Annotated in this window: 20 protein-coding genes; 13 read left to right on the plus strand and 7 right to left on the minus strand. The window is 63.4% G+C overall.

Translation table 11 applies throughout. The features are described from left to right. The first annotated feature begins 342 nt into the window (after positions 1-342). From AC56LG_RS15325 to AC56LG_RS15340, 4 genes are all read left to right on the plus strand, one after another. A complete protein-coding gene (locus AC56LG_RS15325; RefSeq protein ID WP_497166930.1) occupies positions 343-543 on the plus strand; it encodes a hypothetical protein in 201 nt (66 codons plus the stop codon). 85 nt (positions 544-628) lie between these two features. After that, positions 629-952, plus strand: coding sequence for a hypothetical protein (locus tag AC56LG_RS15330; protein WP_497166931.1), 324 nt, complete (start codon positions 629-631; stop codon positions 950-952). A 9-nt stretch (positions 953-961) separates the two neighbouring features. Further along, on the plus strand, positions 962-3,604 hold the full coding sequence (locus AC56LG_RS15335; protein WP_497166932.1) for a caspase family protein: 2,643 nt from the start codon (positions 962-964) through the stop codon (positions 3,602-3,604). Between the two features lie 130 nt (positions 3,605-3,734). After that, complete coding sequence (locus tag AC56LG_RS15340; RefSeq protein ID WP_497166933.1) at positions 3,735-4,133, plus strand: H-NS histone family protein; 399 nt, start codon at positions 3,735-3,737, stop codon at positions 4,131-4,133. 63 nt (positions 4,134-4,196) lie between these two features. Here AC56LG_RS15340 and AC56LG_RS15345 read toward each other — a convergent pair whose 3' ends face one another. Continuing rightward, positions 4,197-5,354, minus strand: coding sequence for a pyridoxal phosphate-dependent aminotransferase (locus AC56LG_RS15345; RefSeq protein ID WP_497166934.1), 1,158 nt, complete (start codon positions 5,352-5,354; stop codon positions 4,197-4,199). Between the two features lie 25 nt (positions 5,355-5,379). After that, entirely contained in the window at positions 5,380-5,835 is a 456-nt protein-coding gene (locus AC56LG_RS15350) for a putative toxin-antitoxin system toxin component, PIN family (protein WP_497166935.1), read from the minus strand. A gap of 29 nt (positions 5,836-5,864) precedes the next feature. Here AC56LG_RS15350 and yaaA point away from each other — a divergent pair, with 29 nt between their 5' ends. Then, entirely contained in the window at positions 5,865-6,632 is a 768-nt protein-coding gene (yaaA, locus tag AC56LG_RS15355; protein ID WP_497166936.1) for a peroxide stress protein YaaA, read from the plus strand. 113 nt (positions 6,633-6,745) lie between these two features. On the opposite strand, the gene AC56LG_RS15360 is transcribed toward yaaA, so the two are convergent. Continuing rightward, positions 6,746-7,582 carry an outer membrane protein assembly factor BamD gene (locus AC56LG_RS15360; RefSeq protein WP_497166937.1) on the minus strand — a complete coding sequence of 279 codons (837 nt, stop codon included), beginning with the start codon at positions 7,580-7,582 and terminating at the stop codon, positions 6,746-6,748. A gap of 64 nt (positions 7,583-7,646) precedes the next feature. On the opposite strand from AC56LG_RS15360, the gene AC56LG_RS15365 reads away from it, so the two are divergent. Then, positions 7,647-8,681 carry an RluA family pseudouridine synthase gene (locus AC56LG_RS15365; RefSeq protein WP_497166938.1) on the plus strand — a complete coding sequence of 345 codons (1,035 nt, stop codon included), beginning with the start codon at positions 7,647-7,649 and terminating at the stop codon, positions 8,679-8,681. Further along, entirely contained in the window at positions 8,681-9,457 is a 777-nt protein-coding gene (gene pgeF, locus AC56LG_RS15370) for a peptidoglycan editing factor PgeF (RefSeq protein WP_497166939.1), read from the plus strand. The genes AC56LG_RS15365 and pgeF overlap by 1 nt, the downstream gene beginning before the upstream one ends. A 15-nt stretch (positions 9,458-9,472) precedes the next feature. Here the strand turns inward: pgeF and AC56LG_RS15375 are convergent, their stop codons facing one another. Beyond that, positions 9,473-9,748, minus strand: a complete 276-nt coding sequence (locus tag AC56LG_RS15375) for a hypothetical protein (protein WP_497166940.1) — start codon at positions 9,746-9,748, stop codon at positions 9,473-9,475. 55 nt (positions 9,749-9,803) lie between these two features. Between AC56LG_RS15375 and phaC the strand changes: the two genes are divergently transcribed. The 5 genes from phaC to AC56LG_RS15400 all read left to right on the plus strand — a co-directional run bounded on the left by phaC (position 9,804) and on the right by AC56LG_RS15400 (position 15,406). Continuing rightward, positions 9,804-11,561 carry a class I poly(R)-hydroxyalkanoic acid synthase gene (phaC, locus tag AC56LG_RS15380; RefSeq protein ID WP_497166941.1) on the plus strand — a complete coding sequence of 586 codons (1,758 nt, stop codon included), beginning with the start codon at positions 9,804-9,806 and terminating at the stop codon, positions 11,559-11,561. Between the two features lie 82 nt (positions 11,562-11,643). Further along, positions 11,644-11,799 (plus strand): hypothetical protein, encoded by a 156-nt coding sequence (locus tag AC56LG_RS15385; protein ID WP_497166942.1) that lies wholly within the window; start codon positions 11,644-11,646, stop codon positions 11,797-11,799. 1 nt (position 11,800) lies between these two features. Next, entirely contained in the window at positions 11,801-12,361 is a 561-nt protein-coding gene (gene phaR, locus AC56LG_RS15390) for a polyhydroxyalkanoate synthesis repressor PhaR (protein ID WP_192050422.1), read from the plus strand. A 381-nt stretch (positions 12,362-12,742) separates the two neighbouring features. Continuing rightward, the gene (gene rimO, locus AC56LG_RS15395; RefSeq protein WP_497166943.1) at positions 12,743-14,158 is read left to right on the plus strand and encodes a 30S ribosomal protein S12 methylthiotransferase RimO; all 1,416 of its coding nucleotides are present in this window, start codon (positions 12,743-12,745) and stop codon (positions 14,156-14,158) included. A gap of 84 nt (positions 14,159-14,242) precedes the next feature. Beyond that, positions 14,243-15,406, plus strand: coding sequence for a cystathionine beta-lyase (locus AC56LG_RS15400; protein WP_497166944.1), 1,164 nt, complete (start codon positions 14,243-14,245; stop codon positions 15,404-15,406). A gap of 152 nt (positions 15,407-15,558) precedes the next feature. Here AC56LG_RS15400 and AC56LG_RS15405 read toward each other — a convergent pair whose 3' ends face one another. The 3 genes from AC56LG_RS15405 to trxC all read right to left on the minus strand — a co-directional run bounded on the left by AC56LG_RS15405 (position 15,559) and on the right by trxC (position 17,493). Continuing rightward, positions 15,559-16,518 carry a chemotaxis protein gene (locus AC56LG_RS15405; RefSeq protein WP_497166945.1) on the minus strand — a complete coding sequence of 320 codons (960 nt, stop codon included), beginning with the start codon at positions 16,516-16,518 and terminating at the stop codon, positions 15,559-15,561. A gap of 88 nt (positions 16,519-16,606) precedes the next feature. After that, positions 16,607-16,969: a DUF4870 family protein gene (locus tag AC56LG_RS15410; protein ID WP_497166946.1), complete on the minus strand. Its 363-nt coding sequence runs from the start codon at positions 16,967-16,969 to the stop codon at positions 16,607-16,609. 89 nt (positions 16,970-17,058) lie between these two features. Beyond that, the gene (gene trxC, locus AC56LG_RS15415; protein WP_497166947.1) at positions 17,059-17,493 is read right to left on the minus strand and encodes a thioredoxin TrxC; all 435 of its coding nucleotides are present in this window, start codon (positions 17,491-17,493) and stop codon (positions 17,059-17,061) included. Between the two features lie 149 nt (positions 17,494-17,642). Between trxC and AC56LG_RS15420 the strand changes: the two genes are divergently transcribed. Beyond that, entirely contained in the window at positions 17,643-18,395 is a 753-nt protein-coding gene (locus tag AC56LG_RS15420; RefSeq protein ID WP_497166948.1) for a DUF72 domain-containing protein, read from the plus strand. Positions 18,396-18,405 lie beyond the last annotated feature (10 nt).

Genomic DNA, 18,405 nt, shown 5'->3' on the forward strand with positions numbered 1-18,405 from the left:
TTAAAAATGGATGTGTTTATAGCTGCCATAACCGGCGGGCAGGGAGGGCAGCGGCGCGGCCACGCACGCGCTCGTACGGCACCGCATTTCCGGGGGCCTTCCCTGCTCATCGGCCGACTCCATCGACTTTCCTCGGCGACGGATTCCGCAACAGCGCGGCCGCCGCTATCTCTGCTGGAAAACCGCAAAAGCGTTGCGCCAAATTGAATTTGTCAGGTGACGACGCGTCGACCACCACTTACGAACAGGTCCTGTGTAGAATCGGAACGCGGGGCGCGCAAGCCGTGCACCGTGCAGCAGGTCGTCACGAAGCTTGACTTATCAACTCGACAGGAGATTGCCATGAAAAACATTCTGGCAGGCGGCTCGCTTTTCTTCCTTTTGGCAAGTGGAGTTGCAAGTGCCGATTGCATGAGTAACTGTAAAGATACGTACAAAAAAGACATAACCTATTGCAACACAATAGGCGATCCAAACGCACGCGGTAACTGCATTACCAGGGCGAACGAAACGTACGAGTCCTGCCGCGGCGGCTGCAAATAAATCCAGTTGCGCTGGGCGGCTGCGCCGGAAAACTCGATGCCACCCATCCGCTCATCACCATCAACTTCTTCCGAAAGATGTGCCGATGACGCTTACGACGATGGGTCAGGTTTTCCTGGCGGGACTGGGAGGTGGCATACTACTTGAATTTCTTCATTGGTACGGACTACGCCGCGATGCCAGGTTGCCCGAGTACGCGGGAAAGCCCCAGTACTGGGTGCTGTCGTCAGTCATGGCGCTGGTTGGGGGAGTGCTGGCGGTCCTCTATTTTGGCAATCGCGCCAACGCCATCATTGCCGTACATGTCGGCATTTCCGCGCCCATCATTTTGCAAAAGCTCATGACCACCGTCGTGGAACCTACTGGTGGCAAGGGGCGGGCCGAATTCTGGTCGTTCCTGCACTGGTAGAGGGATATCATGCGGCATGCATCGCTTTGCGTCGGCATCGTCGAGTACGAGGCGAGTCATTACCGCGACAGCACGATGCGGCTTCGCTTCGCAGCGTCCGACGCGACAGCATTCCATCGCTACCTCGAACAAGGGCCTGCGCCCGAGGACAATGCCAGGCGCATCCTCCTTACCGATGCGCAGGCCACCAGCGCCGGTGTCGCGGCGGCGTTCGCCGAGTTGGCGCGCGGTGGCCGTGTCGATCTCTTGATTGTGTATCTGAGCGGGCACGGCGAGCAGGGCGACGGTGACGGGGGGTGGTTTTGCCTGGCCGACGCCAGGCCGGGCCACTGTTCACTGGGCGGCGCGCAACTCGATTCGCTGCTACTCGGTGTCGATGCCGTGCAGACGCTGGTCGTGATCGATTGTTGCTACGCGGAGGCGATATTTCGCCATTCCCGGTATTTCGTACAACTCGCCAACGCCAGTACCAGGTTGCTCATTGCTTCCGCGCGCTCCGATCAGCGTGCGTGGGAAGTGGCGGCATTGAACCGCTCGGTTTTTTCCGATGTGCTGTTAAAGGGATGCGCGAATCAGTTGCATCTGCAGGACACTGACGGCCTGATTGACGTCGAACGCAGCCTTTTTCCTTACGTTCGCGAGCAAGTCGTGCTGGTGGCAGCGGCGAACAAGGGTGGTTCGGTCCAGGAACCGGTGACCGGCGGCCTCGCCGCGATACCGTTGCGCGTGCACAGCGTCAGCGGCAGCGCATTCGGCCGACCCGTCTCGCTGGCGGACACCTTGCGTGCGCGGCTTCGCCAGATCTTGATCGGCGGCGTCTGCACGCTGCTGGTCTTGTTCATGCTGGTGCACGTCATCACTTACCATCTCGTTGCGGACAGTGCCGGGAATATCCAGGCGCGCACCGGGCTCGTGTCCACCGCCGGCTTGCTGCCCGCCGCATTGGTCAGCCAGGTCGATACCGGATATTCCATCACGCAGCTGGACGCGTCCCGGCAAGCATTCGTGTCCAGTCTCGCGCGCGGCGAAATACGCGGCATTGCAAGCCATGTGGACGACCTCGGACTATCGGCATGGGCAGCGACTCTCGTCCCCAATCTGAAGCAAAGCACCCGTGCCAGCTACGACATGCTCGTGCGCGGCGAGCCGGTCCAATTCGATGCAACATGGTCCGCCCCGCCACTCGACGAGGCGCAGTTTTTGCTGAGCAAAAGCCCGGCCTTGCCGGCCGAGAAGCTGCACCAACTTTATCCACGCGGTCATATCGATCCGCCTGGCTGTATGTCCAACACGGCTAACAGGGTCGATCTTTCGTCGTTGAACCCTTCCCCAAAAGCCGCCAGCGAGGAGATGATCTGGTCGGCAGTACGTGCCGGGCGCCGCCCCGATGAACAGCTGGCAGCCTTCGACGATGCGATCGCCAGCGCTGCTTACCGTAGCACGCGCCCTAAGAACAGTGCCGGCACCCCATATGAAGCGACCTACCTGGCGTTGGCAACCCAGATCCTGGCCTCGCAGGCGACGGCGGCCACGGTGGCACGGATGCAGCAGCGCGCCCTGTCGATGCTCGATACCCATTGCCGCCTGCACGCGGCGCTTGTGCTCGGCGTGATCGCGCCTGACGCGAACAAGGGGCCAGGCGAGCAGGGCGAGGCTGTTCTTGCGCATGCCATAGGCAGCTACGATCGCGAATCGCAGGGGAGTGCTGGGAATGATTATCAGGAACTGGCAGTGACCGGGCTGATGTTGCTCGCGCAGCACCGACCCCTCAATGAAGCGACGCTTGGCATGATCACGAAGCTGCTGATCGATGACCCGGGCGATATCGGCGGTGGCAGCTTCGCACAGGGGATATTGCTTTCGCTCGCCGAGCACCAGGCGCTGCCCGGCCCGATCCTGCAATTACTCGACGCGCGTGCCGCGCGTGCAACCAACGATCCAGGCAGCTTCGAACAACTGGGTATCGCCCGCGTCCAGAGCCGCAACGCGCGCTTCCTCCCGGCCGAGCGCAAACGCGCGCTCAAGCGCTTGCTGACACGCATGGCTGCGACCGAGAAGACCATGTCCGACTATCACGACGCACTGGGATTCGCAGGCTTGTCCGGGCCGGACCCTGCGACCAGCATGGCAATCATCAGCGCCCGGCTGTCACCGGCAACCCTGTTCGCCGTTCCGGCGACGACCTACCGCGGCGACACCCTCATTTCTTCTACGGGCGACGCCGCCGCGATCGCGTTGGGCCGCCTTGCCCAGGAACTGAAGCTCGACGCGCCGATGGAGGCACGTCTCACACGCCTGGCGGCGGCGCGAACCGACTTGCCGGACCGGCAAGCGCTCATCGCCGGCTTGGCCTTCCAGCGGTATGGGAACGGGGAATTGAGCGCCGATACGATCTATCGCCACGTGGCCGATGCAAGCGACAGCGCACGGGCGCGCGCGCTCGAAGTCGAGGTCGCGTGTACGGCATTGGTCCGACGCCGCGGGCCAACCCGGGATACGGTCGTCAGGCAGCTGTTGTCGCAATGGGAGCAGGAATCGGCACCCGAGCTGCGGCAGGCACTGGCCAGCACCATTGGTCGAGTTCGCTATCCGACAATCGGGCAGCTAAGCTTGTGTGGACAGTTGCCCGGGATTGTGTCCGGCGAAACGTAGCCGACCCGCCCTCCCTGTCCGTGTCGACCCCGTCGCAAAGCGTGAGCCGCCCACCGCAGGGATCCAGGATGCTTCGTGAAAAAGCGCGCTAAGGAAATAAGACAGTGCTGGGAGCATACCGTTAGCTCCCATGACTTCTCTGGTGAACGGCCTTCGTGTCGTCGAACATGATAGGGTCGGGCCTTCTCTTACAACAAATGCCAATGTAGAAATGCACGACCTAACCAAATACTCCATCGCACAACTTCGGGCGCTCGAAGTACAAGTCATCGAGGAGTTGAAAACCCAGCATTTCCTCAGCATCAGTAAAGCACGCGAACAAATCCTGCACATCGCCCGCAGCGCCGGAATGTCCGAAAAAGAACTGCGTGCCATCAAGGCTCCGAAGGCGCCCAAAGAAGGCGCCGTCGCGGACAAATACCGTCATCCGGACGAGTCCAGCCAGCAATGGACGGGTCGGGGACGTCAGCCGGCATGGGTCAAAGCATGGCTTGCATCCGGTAAGTCGCTCGAGGACATCAAAGCGTAAGCGGATTCGTGGCCGCCAACGACAGACCGGTTGGCGGAATGCACAACGGTATCGCCGGGCGCGCTAGACCGCCCGCAGCCGTTCCAGCGCCAGCTGCAAGGTCGCGTCTTCCTTGGCAAAACAGAAGCGCACGATCCCCGATTCCTTCGCGCTGGTATAAAACGCCGACACCGGAATCGCCGCCACTTTCAATTCGCTCGTGAGCCACTGCGCGAACTGCGCCTCCGGCATGCTCGAGACGGCGCGGTAATCGACGCATTGGAAATAGGTGCCGTCGGCCGGCAGCAGGCGCAGCCGCGTCTGTGCCAGGCCGGTGCGGAACAGGTCGCGCTTGCGCTGGTAAAAATCCGGCAAGCCCAAATACGGCTGCGGATCGGCCATGTAGGCGGCCAGGCCGTGCTGCATCGGCGTGTTCACCGTGAACACGTTGTACTGGTGGACCTTGCGAAATTCGGCCATCAGGGCCGCCGGCGCCGCGACGTAGCCGACCTTCCAGCCGGTCACGTGGTAGGTCTTGCCGAAGCTCGAGACGACGAAGGCGCGCTCGGCCAGTTGCGGGTGGCCGGCGACCGAGGCGTGGCGCCCGCCGTCGTAGACCATGTGTTCGTACACTTCGTCCGACAGGATCAGGATGCCGGTGCCGGCGACGAGCGCCGCCAGCTGATCGAGGTCGGCCTGGCGCAGGATGGAGCCGGTCGGGTTGTGCGGCGAGTTGATGACGATGAGGCGCGTGCGCGCCGTGACGGCGGCGGCGAGGCGCTGCCATGGCACCGCATAGCCGTTCTCCCCAACTTCCATCTCCAGCGGCACCGGCACGCCGCCGGCCAGCGCGATCGCCGGCGCATAGCTGTCGTAGGCCGGCTCGACGACGATGGCCTCGTCGCCCGGATGGATGCAGCACAGGATTGCGGTGGTGAGGGCCTGGGTGGCGCCGGCGGTGACCGTGATCTCGCTCGCGGCGTCATAGCTGTGGCCGTACAGTGCGCCGATCTTGGCGGCGATCGCTTCGCGCAGCGCCGGCACGCCGGTCATCAAGGGATACTGGTTGTGGCCGGCGCGCATGGCCTCGGTCACGGCGTCGAGCAGGCGCGGGTCGCAGCCGAAGTCGGGGAAGCCCTGGCCCAGGTTGACGGCGCCGTGCTGGCTGGCCAGCGCCGACATGGTGGAAAACACGGTGGTGCCGACCTTCGGCAGGCGCGATTGCAGGGCAGGGGCGGTCATGGGATTGGAAGCAGGTTGCGGTCGCTTATTCTAGCGCGGGCGCGCTGTGCAGTTTGACCCAGGCCTCGGGCAGCATGATCCGGAACATGCCGGCCTGCGTCGTCTTGCGGTTCAGCTTGAGCAGGGCCTTGTCCTTGGTGACCAGGATGGCGGCGCCGGCGTCGCGCGCGAGTTCGAGGAACTTCTGGTCGTCGCGGTCGCTGCAGACGGGGAGGCGCACCGGCTTGCTGTCGGGCGCGACCACGGTGACCAGCTGGTCGAAGCGGGCGGCGGCGGCGGCGCGCGAGTCGTCGTCGAGCGGCAGGTGCGGGTAGTGCAGCACGATGCGGTATTCGTCGCGGCAATCGGCGCGCGTCACGGCGGTCAGCGCGCCGCGTTCGAGCGCGTCCAGCAGCGGCGCCCAGCGCGGGTCGTGGAAGACGAACAGGTCGAGGCAGACATTGGTGTCGAGGACAATGGGTTGCGTGGAAGCGAGTATCATGTTGGAAATTTTTTTAGCTTTGAGTTTTTATGCTGATTGTATTATCGCCCGCCAAATCGCTCGACCTCGACACGCCCAGTCCCACCCAGGAACATACGCTCCCCGCATTCACCCAGCAGGCTGCCCGGCTCATCGGCGTCTTGCGCGACCTGTCGCCCGGCCAGGTCGGCGACCTGATGCACATCTCGGATCAGCTATCGACGCTGAACGTCGCGCGCTACGCCACCTGGACGCTTGAGCACGCCGACGGCTACCAGGCGATGATGGCCTTCAACGGCGACGTCTACGCCGGCCTCGATGCGCGCAGCCTGGACGCGGCCGCGCTGCAGTTCGCCCAGCGCCACCTGCGCATCCTGTCGGGGCTGTATGGCTTGCTGCGCCCGCTCGACCTGATCCATCCGTATCGCCTGGAAATGGGCACGAAGCTGGCGACGCCCGCCGGCAAGGACTTGTATGCGTTCTGGGGCGAAACGATTACCGCGGCCCTGAACGCGCAACTGGCCGCCACGCAATCGTCGGCGCTGGTCAACCTGGCGTCCGAAGAATACTTCAAGTCGGTCAAGCCGAAGCTGCTGGCGACGCCGGTGATCACGCCGGTGTTCGAGGACTGGAAGAACGGCAAGTACAAGATTATTTCGTTCTACGCCAAGCGCGCACGCGGGATGATGGCGCGGTTTGCGATCGAGCGGGGGATCACGGACGCGGAGGAATTAAAAGCGTTCGATGTCGATGGCTATGCATTCGTGCCGGGCGAGTCGACCGAGAAGAGCTGGCTGTTCCGGCGAAAGCTAGCCTAAATGTCGGGTGGGGCAATGAAGGCCACTGCCTTCATTGCCCCACCCTACGGTGCACGACCGCCAACGATTGTTTTCACGCGCATCAGGTGCGGCAACCGCACCCGCCACGTCTATTACATCGCATCCTTCGGCGCCGGCTTCGGTCCCGACTTCGCCCAGAACTGCCACCAGGCCGCATCGCCCTTGGCGTTCGGGTTGAGGAAACGGCTGTTCGGGTAGTTCAGGGTCAGCACGCGCTGGGCGTCGTCGCGCAGCGGCAGCATGCCGAGCTTGTCGTAGCTGCGCACCATGATGAACAGCGCTTCCTCGCGCGCCGGGGCGCCGCCGTATTCGGCGACGGCGCTCTGGGCGCGGTTGACGGCGGCAATGTAGGCGCCGCGGCGATAATAATAATTCGCCACGTGCACTTCGTACGACGCCATCGCGTTGATCAGGTAGTTCATGCGCGCGATCGCATCCGGCGCATATTTACTGTTCGGGAAGCGGTCGACCAGGGCCTTGAAGGCGGCGAAGGCTTCGCGCGTCGCTTTCGGATCGCGCTCGGTCGGATCCTGCGAATAGATCACGCTCAGGAAGCCGATCTGGTCGTTGAAGTTGATCAGGCCGCGCAGGTAGTACATGTAGTCGACTTGCGGGTGGTTCGGGTGCAGCTTGATGAAGCGCTCGACCGACGCCAGGGCTTCGGCCTGGTCCTGTGCCTTGTACTGCGCATAGGCGATTTCCATTTGCGCCTGGGTGGCGTAGGTGCCGAACGGATAATTCGCTTCGAGGCGCTGGAACAACTTGATCGCGGCCTCATAATGGGCGCCGGCCATCTCTTCGCGTGCCTCAGCGTATAATTTCTCCGCTGACCATTTTGCGGTCTCGTCGGTCTTTTCAGGCAAGAGCCCGCAGCCCGACAGACCTAGCAGGACACTAGTAGCAACTACCACCAACAGTTTTTTTTGCATAGCTTTTTGCAGAAAAGTTTTACCGAGATTCAACAGACGGCTGATTATAGCCGATGGAACTAACGTGATATTAACTCCTGCGCCGATTTCGGCCGATTTGCCCCCCGATCCGGATTTCGACGATGACATCGAGACGGAGTTCCTTCCTCCGAGCGGCATCGACCTCTCCCCGATCACCCTGCACCTCGACGAGTCCGCCTGCGGCCAGCGTCTCGACAAGGTGGTTGCCGGCCTCGTGCCCCAATTCTCGCGCAGCCGCCTGCAACTCTGGTTCGACGGCGGCCACGTGCTGGTCGACGGCAAGCCGGCCAAGGGCAAGGCCACGGCCTATGGCGACGAAACGATCGAAGTGCTGCCGCAGCCGGCGCCCGAAGACACTGCCTTTGCACCCGAAGAAATCGCGCTGAACATCGTCTTCGAGGACGAGCACATCCTCGTCATCAACAAGCCGGCCGGCCTGGTCGTGCATCCAGGCGCCGGCAACTGGTCGGGCACGCTGCTCAATGGCTTGCTGCACCATGCGCCGCAGCTGGGCTCGGTGCCGCGCGCCGGCATCGTGCACCGCCTCGACAAGGACACCAGCGGCCTGATGGTGGTCGGCAAGACGCTGGCGGCGCAGACCGACCTGGTGCGCCAGCTGCAGGCACGCACCGTCAAGCGCGAATACTTCGCGCTGGTCTGGGGCACGCCGCAACTGTCGGGCACGATCGACGCGCCGATGGGGCGCCACCCGAAAGACCGCGTCAAGATGGCGGTCTCGACCAGCCTGGGCGCCAAGCCGGCGATCACCCACTACACGCGCGTGGCCGAAGGCATGCTCGACCGCCGTCCGGTCAGCCTGGTGCAGTGTCGCCTGGAAACCGGGCGCACCCACCAGATCCGCGTGCACATGCTCTCGATCGGCTTCGGCCTGGTGGGCGATTCGGTCTACGGCAAGACGCACCTGAGCCCGGTGTTCCACCGCCAGGCGCTGCAGGCGCGCCGCCTCGGCCTGGTGCACCCGCACACGGGCGAGCAATGCGAATGGGTCGTGCCGCTGGCCGCCGACTTCGCCGAGCTGATCGCCAAGGCCGGTATTCCCGAGCCGGAAGCCGCGTAATGGAGGGGTTGGACCTGGTCATTCCCGACTGGCCGGATGCGCCTGCCAACATCGGCGCGCTGGCGACGACGCGCCGTGGCGGCGTCTCGACCGGACCCTACGGCGACGGGCTTGGCGGCGGCGGGCTGAACCTCGGCCTGCATGTGAACGATGACCCGGCTGCCGTTGCCGCCAACCGCGCGCGCCTGCAGGCACTGCTGCCTGGCCGTCCGGCCTGGATATCCCAGGTGCATGGCGCCGCCGTGGTCGACGCGGCCACGGTCGGGGTCGACCAGCCGGTGCGCGTCGGCGACGCCAGCATCGCTACTTCGTCCGGCGTAGTCTGCGCCATCCTCACCGCCGACTGCCTGCCGGTGCTGTTCGCCGACCGGGCGGGCAGGGTTGTGGGCGCGGCCCACGCCGGCTGGCGCGGGCTGGCCGGCGGCGTGCTGGGGCAGACGGTGGCCGCCATGCGCGCGGCGGGCGCCGGCGAGATCACGGCGTGGATGGGGCCGGCCATCGGCGCGCAAGCCTTCGAGGTCGGGCAGGACGTGTTCGACAGTTTCGCCGCCGCACTGCCGGGCGTCGACGTCGGCTTTGCCTTCGTGCCGCGTTCGGATAGTCCAGGCAAGTACCTGGCCGACATGTTCGCGCTGGCGCGCCTGATGCTGGCGCGGGATGGCGTCAACAGCGTCGCCGGCGGCGCGTATTGCACCCATACCGAAGCCGACCGTTTCTATTCCTACCGCCGCGACGGCGTGACGGGACGCCAGGTGAGTTTGATCTGGCTCAAGTAGCAGACTTCGGCTTCATCAAGACTTCCTGGCTTCCGCCTCGTCGCTGGCGGCCTGTGCATTTTCTGCAACAACTGTTCCATCCACGGCGTTCGCTTCTGCCGCCTGCCGCGCCACGGTCGCGGCGCGCAGCGCGCGGTGCGCCTGACGCCGCTTTCCTCCGGTGATGTAAAAAAGTATAGACAGGGGTATCATGCAGTACATAAGAAACGTCATCAGTCCCGCGATGAACGACGTTTCGGTCGCTGCCATCAGGATGACGACATAGCTCCAGCCGATTGCAACGATCCACATGCTGTCTCTCCACATCCAAAGCTTCATCTTAAAGCCAATCTGAACGGACGCCGACATGAATATGCCCGACCCTCAAGCTTTCGCCGCCAACTGGATGAACCAGCTGGCCAACCCGTCAGCCTGGCAGGACTGGACAACAATGCCCGCCATGGGCGGCCTCGGCACGGCCATGCCGTCCAATCCGCTGGCCGGCGTGTTCAAGGATTTCAACGTCACCATCGCGCCCGCGCGCATGGACGCGCTGCGCCAGGATTACCTGCAGAAGGCGGGGCAGTTGTGGCAGGACTTCATGTCCGGCAAGACGCCGGCCCTGCACGACAAGCGCTTTTCCGGTTCCGAGTGGACTGCAACGCCGTTCGCGGCGTTCACCGCCGCTTCCTACCTGCTCAACGGCGAATTCATGATGGCCCTGGCCGAGGCCGTCGAAGGCGGCGCGCGCGAGCGCCAGAAGATCCGTTTCGCGGTGCAGCAGATGGTCGACGCCATGTCGCCGGCCAATTTCCTGGCGACGAATCCGGAAGCGCAGGCCAAGCTCATCGAAACCAAGGGCGAAAGCCTGACCAAGGGCTTGCAGAACATGCTGGAAGACATGCGCAAAGGCCGCATTTCCCAGACTGACGAGTCGGCGTTTGAAGTCGGCAAGAACGTCGGCACCACGCCGGGCGAGGTGGTCTACGAAAACGACCTGTTCCAGCTGATCCAGTACAGCCCGACCACGCCGACGGTGCGCGCCGTGCCGCTGCTGATGATTCCGCCCTGCATCAACAAGTTCTATATCCTCGACCTGCAGCCGGAAAACTCGGTGGTGCGCTATACGGTCGAGCAGGGCAATACCGTGTTCATGGTGTCGTGGCGCAATCCTGACCAGTCGATGGACAAGCTGTCCTGGGACGATTACGTCGAGCGCGGCGCCATCGAGGCGCTGAAGGTGACGCGCGAGATCAGCGGCCAGGACAAGGTGCACGTGTTCGGCTTCTGCGTCGGCGGCACGATCGCCGCCACCGCGCTGGCGGTGCTGGCCGCGCGCGGGCAGCAGCCGGCGGCCAGCCTGTCGCTGCTGACGACGCTGCTCGATTTTTCCGATACCGGCGTGCTCGAAGTCTTCATCGACGAAACCCAGGTGGCGCAGCGCGAAGCCAAGCTGGGCAAGGGTGGCATCATGCCCGGTGGCGACCTGGCAACGACCTTTTCGGCGCTGCGCCCGAACGACCTGGTATGGAACTACGTCCAGCAAAATTACCTGAAGGGCAAGACGCCGCCGGCCTTCGATTTGCTGTACTGGAATGCCGACAGCACCAACCTGCCGGGACCGATGTTCTGCTGGTACCTGCGCAATACCTATCTCGAAGACAAGCTGAAAGTGCCGGGCGCACTGACGGTCTGCGGCGTCAAGGTCGACCTCGGCACTATCGATGCCCCGGTCTTCATCTACGGTTCGAAGGAAGACCACATCGTGCCGTGGCCGGCCGCGTTCGCATCGAACCGGCTGCTGAACCCGAAGAAGCCGCAGGCAAACCGTTTCGTGCTGGGCGCTTCGGGCCACATCGCCGGCGTCATCAATCCTGCCTCGAAGGGCAAGCGCAGCTATTGGGTGAACGACGGCATCAACGAAAAGAAAGGCCGCAAGGGCGCACCGACGCCCGAGGAATGGTTTGCCGGCGCGACTGAAAACAAGGGCAGCTGGTGGCCCGAATGGGCGCGCTTCCTGAAAGAACATGGCGGCGACGAGGTGCCGGCACCGACTCAGGCCGGCAATGCGCAGTACCAGCCGACCGAACCGGCGCCGGGCCGTTACGTGAAAGCGCGCGCCTAGCAATGGCGGAGGGACGGGTGCTATTGCGATGTCTTGCTTTATGCATCTTGCTTTGAAATAAATTCAGTAGCAAAAGCGATAATTGCTGCACCTGCGCATCGAACGTGGTATTTTTATTCGGTTTGTCCCGTCCGGCAACATCCGGACGGGACAGGAACTCGCCGCCGGCGATCCGGAGAATTTTTCTACAATCTTTGCAGCGTTCTGCCCACAAGGCGGGCGCATCAATGGAACTTGAGATGAGTAGTGCAAAAAACAGTACTGAACGCCTGATCAAGAAATACCCGAACCGTCGCCTTTACGACACCCAGACCAGTTCCTACATCACCCTGACGGACGTGAAGCAGCTGGTCCTCGACGCCGACGAGTTCACGGTGGTCGACGCCAAGACGAACGAAGACCTGACCCGGGCGATCCTGCTGCAGATCATCCTGGAAGAGGAAGCGAACGGCGCGCCGATGTTTTCGAGTGCGGTGCTGTCCCAGATCATCCGCTACTACGGCCATGCGATGCAGGGCATGATGGGCTCCTACCTGGAAAAGAATGTTCAGGCGTTTACCGACATCCAGAACAAGTTCACCAGCAACGCCGCCGGCGCCCTCGAAGGCAAGCCCTTCAGCCCGGAAATGTGGACCCAGTTCATGAACGTCCAGGGCCCGATGATGCAGGGCATGATGAACAACTACATCGACCAGAGCAAGAACCTGTTCATGCAGATGCAGGAGCAGATGCAGAACCAGAGCAAGGTGCTGTTCAGCGCGTTTCCGTTCCCGCCGACGACGCCGACGGACAAGAAGTAATTTTGAATTCGTTGCACAAAATGCCCGGCCGTGTGCCGGGCATTTGTTTTTTGGGCTGTGCAAGGGCTGGTTGAACGCGTGGGCGGGGGACCCGCCCACCTTACGGGTATGCTCTTCGCCCCCGAATCCTGTCGATACCAATGATCAGGGACGTAAGGTGGGCGGGTCTCCCGCCCACGCGGTGATCGGCGACACTCGCCTGACCACCGCAGATGCTGGCGGCCATGGAATTGCCAACCCAACAAATCCATGCGTTTTCAAGTTGCCAACGCCGTTGCACGCGCACCCACCCCCCCTCGCAAAACCACCCCCACGGTTCTCCTGAAACCGCGCTTCCTGTACAATCGCGGATTGCCCAGAATTTTTCCCAGCCTCCTGCCCATGCTCGAACTCCGCCGCAATCCCGTCCCCGCCACCAATCCTGAAGTCGCTGTAGCCGCGCCTGCGGCCGCACCCAAGGTCGGTTTCGTCTCGCTCGGCTGCCCCAAGGCGCTGGTCGACTCGGAACAGATCCTGACCCAGCTGCGCGCCGAGGGCTACCAGACCGCCAAGTCGTATGCCGGCGCGGACCTGGTGATCGTCAACACCTGCGGCTTCATCGACGCCGCGGTGCAGGAGTCGCTCGACGCCATCGGCGAAGCCCTGGCCGAAAACGGTAAAGTGATCGTCACCGGCTGCCTGGGCGCGAAGAAGGATGCGGCCGGACAGGACATCATCACCCAGGTGCACCCGAAGGTGCTGGCCGTGACCGGTCCGCATGCGATGGCCGAGGTGATGGAATCGGTGCACCTGCACCTGCCGAAACCGCACGACCCATTCGTCGACCTGATGCCCGACCACGGCGTCAAGCTCACGCCGAAGCACTACGCCTACCTGAAGATTTCCGAGGGCTGCAACCACCGCTGCAGCTTCTGCATCATCCCGTCGATGCGCGGCGACCTGGTCTCGCGCCCGATCCACGAAGTGCTGATCGAAGCCGAAAACCTGTTCAAGGCCGGCGTCAAGGAACTGCTGGTGATCTCGCAGGATACGAGTGCCTACGGCGTCGATGTGAAATTCCGCACCGGTTTCTGGAACGGCCGTCCGATCAAGACCCACATGACGCAACTGACCGAGGCGCTCGGCCAGCTGGCGCGCCAGTACGACGCCTGGGTGCGCCTGCACTACGTCTACCCGTACCCGCACGTCGACCAGGTCATCCCACTGATGGGCGACGGCCACGTGCTGCCTTACCTCGACATCCCGATGCAGCACGCGCATCCGGACGTGTTGAAGCGCATGAAGCGTCCGGCCAGCGGCGAAAAGAACCTGGACCGCATCCTGGCCTGGCGCAAGATGAACCCGGACCTCACGATCCGCTCGACCTTCATCGCCGGCTTCCCGGGTGAGACCGAGGAAGAGTTCGAATACCTGCTCGACTTCCTGCGCGAAGCGCAGATCGACCGCCTGGGCTGCTTCGCCTATTCGCCGGTCGAAGGCGCCACCGCCAACGAACTGGCCAACCCGGTGCCGCAAGAGGTGCGCGAAGAACGCCGCGCGCGCGTCATGCTGCTGCAGGAGGAAATCTCGATGAAGCGCCTGCAGGCCAAAGTCGGCAAGACCATCCGCGTGCTGGTCGACGAGGTTGGCGCGCGCGAAGCCATCGGCCGCTCGAGCGCCGATGCGCCGGAAATCGACGGCGTCGTCCACATCAAGCGTCCGCTGATGGGCGCCAAGTCGAAGCTGGCCGTGGGCCAGTTCGTCGACGTGGTCGTGACCAAGGCCGACGCCCACGACCTGTGGGCCACCTTGGCGTAATCCGCTTCTGTAGGGTGGGCACTTGTGCCCACGCGGTCTATGGCCGTCGATATTCTGCACGAAATTTTTATCCGAAAGGGCGCCATGACGAAGAAGTCCCTCCAGACACAGCTCATCCACACGGATTACGTCGCCCCGGAAGGCTTCGACGCCTTCCCACCCGCCATCCACCACGCCTCCACCGTCCTGTTCAAGAACGTCGCGGCGATGCGCTCGGGCGAGTGGAAAGAAAAGAACGCCTATACCTACGGCCTGCACGGCACGCCCACCACCTTCACGCTGGAAGCGCGCCTGGCCGAAATCGAAGGCGGCACGCACTGCCTGCTGGCGCCCTCGGGCCTGGCGGCGATCGCGATGGTCGACTTCGCGCTGCTCAAAAGCGGCGACGACGTCCTCCTGCCCGATAACGTCTACAACCCGAACCGCGAACTGGGCCGCTGGCTGTCGAACGACTTCGGCATCACCGCGCGCTATTACGATCCGCTGATCGGCGCCGGCATCGCGGACCTGATCCAGCCGAACACGAAGCTGATCTGGACCGAGGCGCCGGGTTCGGTGTCGATGGAAGTGCCGGATCTGCCCGCGATCTGCGCCGCCGCCAGGGCGCGCGGCGTGCTGGTCGCGCTGGACAACACATGGTCGGCCGGCCTGGCCCTGCGCGGCTTCGACCTCGGCGTCGACATCATCATGCAGGCGCTGACCAAGTACCAGTCCGGCGGTTCGGACGTGCTGATGGGCGCCGTCATCACGCGCGAGCGCGCCGTGCACGACAAGCTGGCGATGGCGCACATGCGCCTGGGGCAGGGCGTCAGCGCCGACGACGCCTATCTCGTGATGCGCGGCCTGCCGAGCATGAAGCTGCGCTTCGAGGCCCACGACGCCGCGGCGCGCACCGTCGCCGCCTGGCTCAAGGCGCGTCCGGAAATCACGCGCGTGCTGCACCCGGCCTTCGCCGATTGCCCCGGCCACGAAACCTGGAAGCGTGATTTTTCCGGTGCCGGCGGGCTGTTCTCGGTGATTTTCGACGAGCGCTATACGGAAGAGCAGGTCGATCGCTTCGTCGATTCGCTGAGCCTGTTCGGGCTCGGCTACAGCTGGGGCGGGGCGAACAGCCTGGTGATGCCGTACCGGATGAGCACCATCCGCCGCGACTGGCAGGGCAAGGGCTTGCTGGTGCGTTTCAATATCGGGCTGGAAGATACGGCCGATCTGATTGCAGATATCGAGCAGGGGTTGGGCAAGCTGTAAGAGCGGCGGGCATGCCCGCCCTACGTTACGCGAGGTTCACCGTAGGCCGGGCATGCCCGCCGTACGTGCCGGCCTGGATTCGGTGACGCCAACATACCGCCCAAAAAAAACGCCGCGACATCATCGCGGCGTTTTTGCATGCACGTCCACCCTTACTGCTTCAACACCCGCCGCAAGGTCGTCGACAAATCCTCCGCCGAAAACTTCGCCACATACGCATCCGCCCCGACATTCTTGACGTGCTCCTCGTTCGTCGTCCCCGACAGCGAGGAATGAATCACCACCGGCAAATTCGCAAAGCGCGGATGCTTCTTGACGTTGCGGGTCAGCGTAAAGCCATCCATCTCCGGCATTTCAAGGTCGGTCAGCACCAGCGCCACGCGGTCGTAGACGCTCTTGCCTTCGGTCTCGGCCGCGTTGGCGATCGTGTTCAGCTGGTCCCAGCATTCCTTGCCGCTCTTGGTCATGATGAAGGGCAGGCCCATCGCGTCCAGGCCTTGCTCGATCAGGGCGCGCGCGACCACCGAATCGTCGGCGGCGAGGATCACCGAACCCGGCTTGATCTGGATTTTCGCGCCGACCGTCTGTCGGCTGATCTCGGGCGCGGCGTCCGGATTCATGTTGCGCAGGATGGTTTCGACGTCGAGCACCTGGGCCAGGCGGCCGGGTGCGCCGTTCTCGCCCTCGAGGCGGGCGATGCTGGTCACCATGCCGCTGCCGGCGCTCTTCTCGGCCGACATCACCTGGCTCCAGTCCAGGCGCACGATCTCTTCGACGCTTTCGACGGCGAAGGCTTGCGTGGTGCGCGCGAACTCGGTCACCAGCATGATGTTCAGGCCGGTCTTGGGCTTGACGCCGGCGATCGCCGGCAAGTCCAGCACCTGGATGATCTGGCCGCGCAGGTTGACCACGCCCAGCACGTGCGGCGGCGAACCGGCCACCGCCGTAATCTGCGGCATCGCCACGATTTCGCGGATCTTGAAGACGTTGATGCCGAACAGTTCGCTGCGCTCGCCGTGCTCGTCGCCGCCGAGGCGGAACAGCAGCAGCTCGAATTTGTTGGTGCCCGCCAGGTTGCTGCGCTCGTCGACTTCCTGCTGTACCGATTTCATATCTTGTCCTGATTAGTTGTGGCGCCAGCGATGGTGCCGTCAGGAAAGTATTCTAGCCGCGAATATGCCGAAAAGCGTCAAACAATCGTCAGACTGGCATCGGTTTGTTGCTGTTCAGATCCAAAAAACCACGAATTAGACGATAGGCCTTCCACAGCCACGCAAGCGTCCAGATCAGCCAGGCTAGCGGGATGCCGATCAGGGTAATGAACAGGATGCCGCCGACGACCATCCAGATCGCGTAGAACCAGAACGAGCGGATCATCCAGCTGTGGTGGCTGTAGACCAGGGTGCCGCTCGTTTCCGGGCGCTTGATGTAGTTGACGATCAGCGGCAGGAAGGACAGCATGCCCAGCGAAAAGAAGAAGGTGGCGGCGTGGACCAGGTACAGGATGCGCGCCATCTGCTTGGCGTCTTCGGTACCGCTGTCCAGAACGAGTTGTTGCGACATGAATGGGCTCCTTGCGGGACGATCCCGCTTTCGCCCCGATTGTAGCAGCCATTCGTGGCGATTTCGCTAACGTTGCCTGATGTGTCTGCTCACAGCTTCGACTGCACCCAGGCGACGATGCTGCCCGCATCCATCGCCCCGGCCTGGCGCGCCACTTCGCGTCCGCCGCGGAACAGCGCCAGCGTCGGAATGCTGCGGATGCCAAACTGCGCCGACAACTCCTGCGCACGCTCGGTATCGACCTTCAGCAGCCGCACACGCGGCTCGAGCCGGGTCGCCGCCTGCAGGTAGGCCGGCGCCATCATCTTGCACGGGCCGCACCATTCGGCCCAGAAGTCGACCAGCACCGGGATGTCGTTGCGGCCGATGTGCTTGTTGAAGCGCGCCGGATCGACGTCGAGCGGCCGGCCATTGAAGAGCGGGGCGGCGCACTTGCCGCAGACGGGCTGGTCAGCAAGGCGGGCCTGGTTCAGGCGGTTGACGGCGTCGCAGGCGGGGCAGACGATGTGGAGCGAGTCGGTCATGGAAAATCCCTTCGAGGTAAACGGTATCGATATTGTAAGACGGGCGCACTATGCGCGTGGCGCGCGCTTCGCTCGCCCAAAAGCTCAACCATGCGCCCCGGCGCACAGCGCAGGCGTACAATCGGAGAACTTTACTTGCAATACAGTCAATGAAAAAACAGAGCAATGCCGCCGCCCCGCTGATCGGTTGCGCCGGCTGGAACATTCCCAAGGAAGCGGCCGCCGCCTTCCCGGAAGCGGGCAGCCACCTTGAGCGCTATGCCGCCGTGTTTCCGGTGGTGGAGATCAACTCGTCCTTTTACAAGCCGCACCGGCCGCAGACCTATGCGCGCTGGGCCGAGAGCGTGCCCGAAGGTTTCCGCTTTTCGGTGAAGGTGCCGCGTGCGATCACGCATGACGCGGCGATGCGCGACATCGACGATTTATTGAAGCGCTTCGCCGGCGAGGTCGGCGAACTGAAGGAAAAGCTGGGCTGCCTGCTGGTGCAGTATCCGCCCAAGCTCGGCTTTCACGACGAGACCGCGCGCGAATTCTTCATGAAGCTCGAAGACACCTTCGGCTGCATGGTCGCCTGCGAAGGGCGCCATCCGAGCTGGTTCAGCGACATCGCCACCGAGGTATTGCGTGAACGGAAAGTCACGCGCGTGATCGCCGACCCGGCCGCCGGCCAGCCGGGGCCGCACGTGCCGACGACAGACGACATCTACCTGCGCCTGCACGGCGCGCCGCGCATCTATTACTCGTCCTATACGCAGGACTACCTCGATGCGCTGGTGCGCGACCTGGGCGTACACAGCGCCGCCGGGCGCCAGGTCTGGTGCATCTTCGATAACACGGCGGCCGGCGAAGCGGTGCCGAATGCGCTCGAGGTGTTGCATGCCTGCGGCGGCGTGACCGTATAAGTCGTCCCCG

The sequence above is a fragment of the Telluria sp. ZB2R32 genome (assembly GCF_059685715.1).

Bases quoted from the DNA above. Each gene is read 5' to 3' on its own strand.
- rimO (WP_497166943.1), top strand. From the start codon at position 12,743: ATGCTCGAACTCCGCCGCAATCCCGTCCCCGCCACCAATCCTGAAGTC.
- AC56LG_RS15410 (WP_497166946.1), bottom strand. From the start codon at position 16,969: ATGTCGCAACAACTCGTTCTGGACAGCGGTACCGAAGACGCCAAGCAG.
- AC56LG_RS15325 (WP_497166930.1), top strand. From the start codon at position 343: ATGAAAAACATTCTGGCAGGCGGCTCGCTTTTCTTCCTTTTGGCAAGT.
- AC56LG_RS15360 (WP_497166937.1), bottom strand. From the start codon at position 7,582: ATGCAAAAAAAACTGTTGGTGGTAGTTGCTACTAGTGTCCTGCTAGGT.
- AC56LG_RS15330 (WP_497166931.1), top strand. From the start codon at position 629: ATGACGCTTACGACGATGGGTCAGGTTTTCCTGGCGGGACTGGGAGGT.
- pgeF (WP_497166939.1), top strand. From the start codon at position 8,681: ATGGAGGGGTTGGACCTGGTCATTCCCGACTGGCCGGATGCGCCTGCC.
- AC56LG_RS15345 (WP_497166934.1), bottom strand. From the start codon at position 5,354: ATGACCGCCCCTGCCCTGCAATCGCGCCTGCCGAAGGTCGGCACCACC.
- AC56LG_RS15405 (WP_497166945.1), bottom strand. From the start codon at position 16,518: ATGAAATCGGTACAGCAGGAAGTCGACGAGCGCAGCAACCTGGCGGGC.
- AC56LG_RS15400 (WP_497166944.1), top strand. From the start codon at position 14,243: ATGACGAAGAAGTCCCTCCAGACACAGCTCATCCACACGGATTACGTC.
- yaaA (WP_497166936.1), top strand. From the start codon at position 5,865: ATGCTGATTGTATTATCGCCCGCCAAATCGCTCGACCTCGACACGCCC.
- AC56LG_RS15335 (WP_497166932.1), top strand. From the start codon at position 962: ATGCGGCATGCATCGCTTTGCGTCGGCATCGTCGAGTACGAGGCGAGT.
- AC56LG_RS15420 (WP_497166948.1), top strand. From the start codon at position 17,643: ATGAAAAAACAGAGCAATGCCGCCGCCCCGCTGATCGGTTGCGCCGGC.
- AC56LG_RS15340 (WP_497166933.1), top strand. From the start codon at position 3,735: ATGACTTCTCTGGTGAACGGCCTTCGTGTCGTCGAACATGATAGGGTC.
- AC56LG_RS15350 (WP_497166935.1), bottom strand. From the start codon at position 5,835: ATGATACTCGCTTCCACGCAACCCATTGTCCTCGACACCAATGTCTGC.
- phaR (WP_192050422.1), top strand. From the start codon at position 11,801: ATGAGTAGTGCAAAAAACAGTACTGAACGCCTGATCAAGAAATACCCG.
- trxC (WP_497166947.1), bottom strand. From the start codon at position 17,493: ATGACCGACTCGCTCCACATCGTCTGCCCCGCCTGCGACGCCGTCAAC.
- AC56LG_RS15375 (WP_497166940.1), bottom strand. From the start codon at position 9,748: ATGTGGATCGTTGCAATCGGCTGGAGCTATGTCGTCATCCTGATGGCA.
- phaC (WP_497166941.1), top strand. From the start codon at position 9,804: ATGAATATGCCCGACCCTCAAGCTTTCGCCGCCAACTGGATGAACCAG.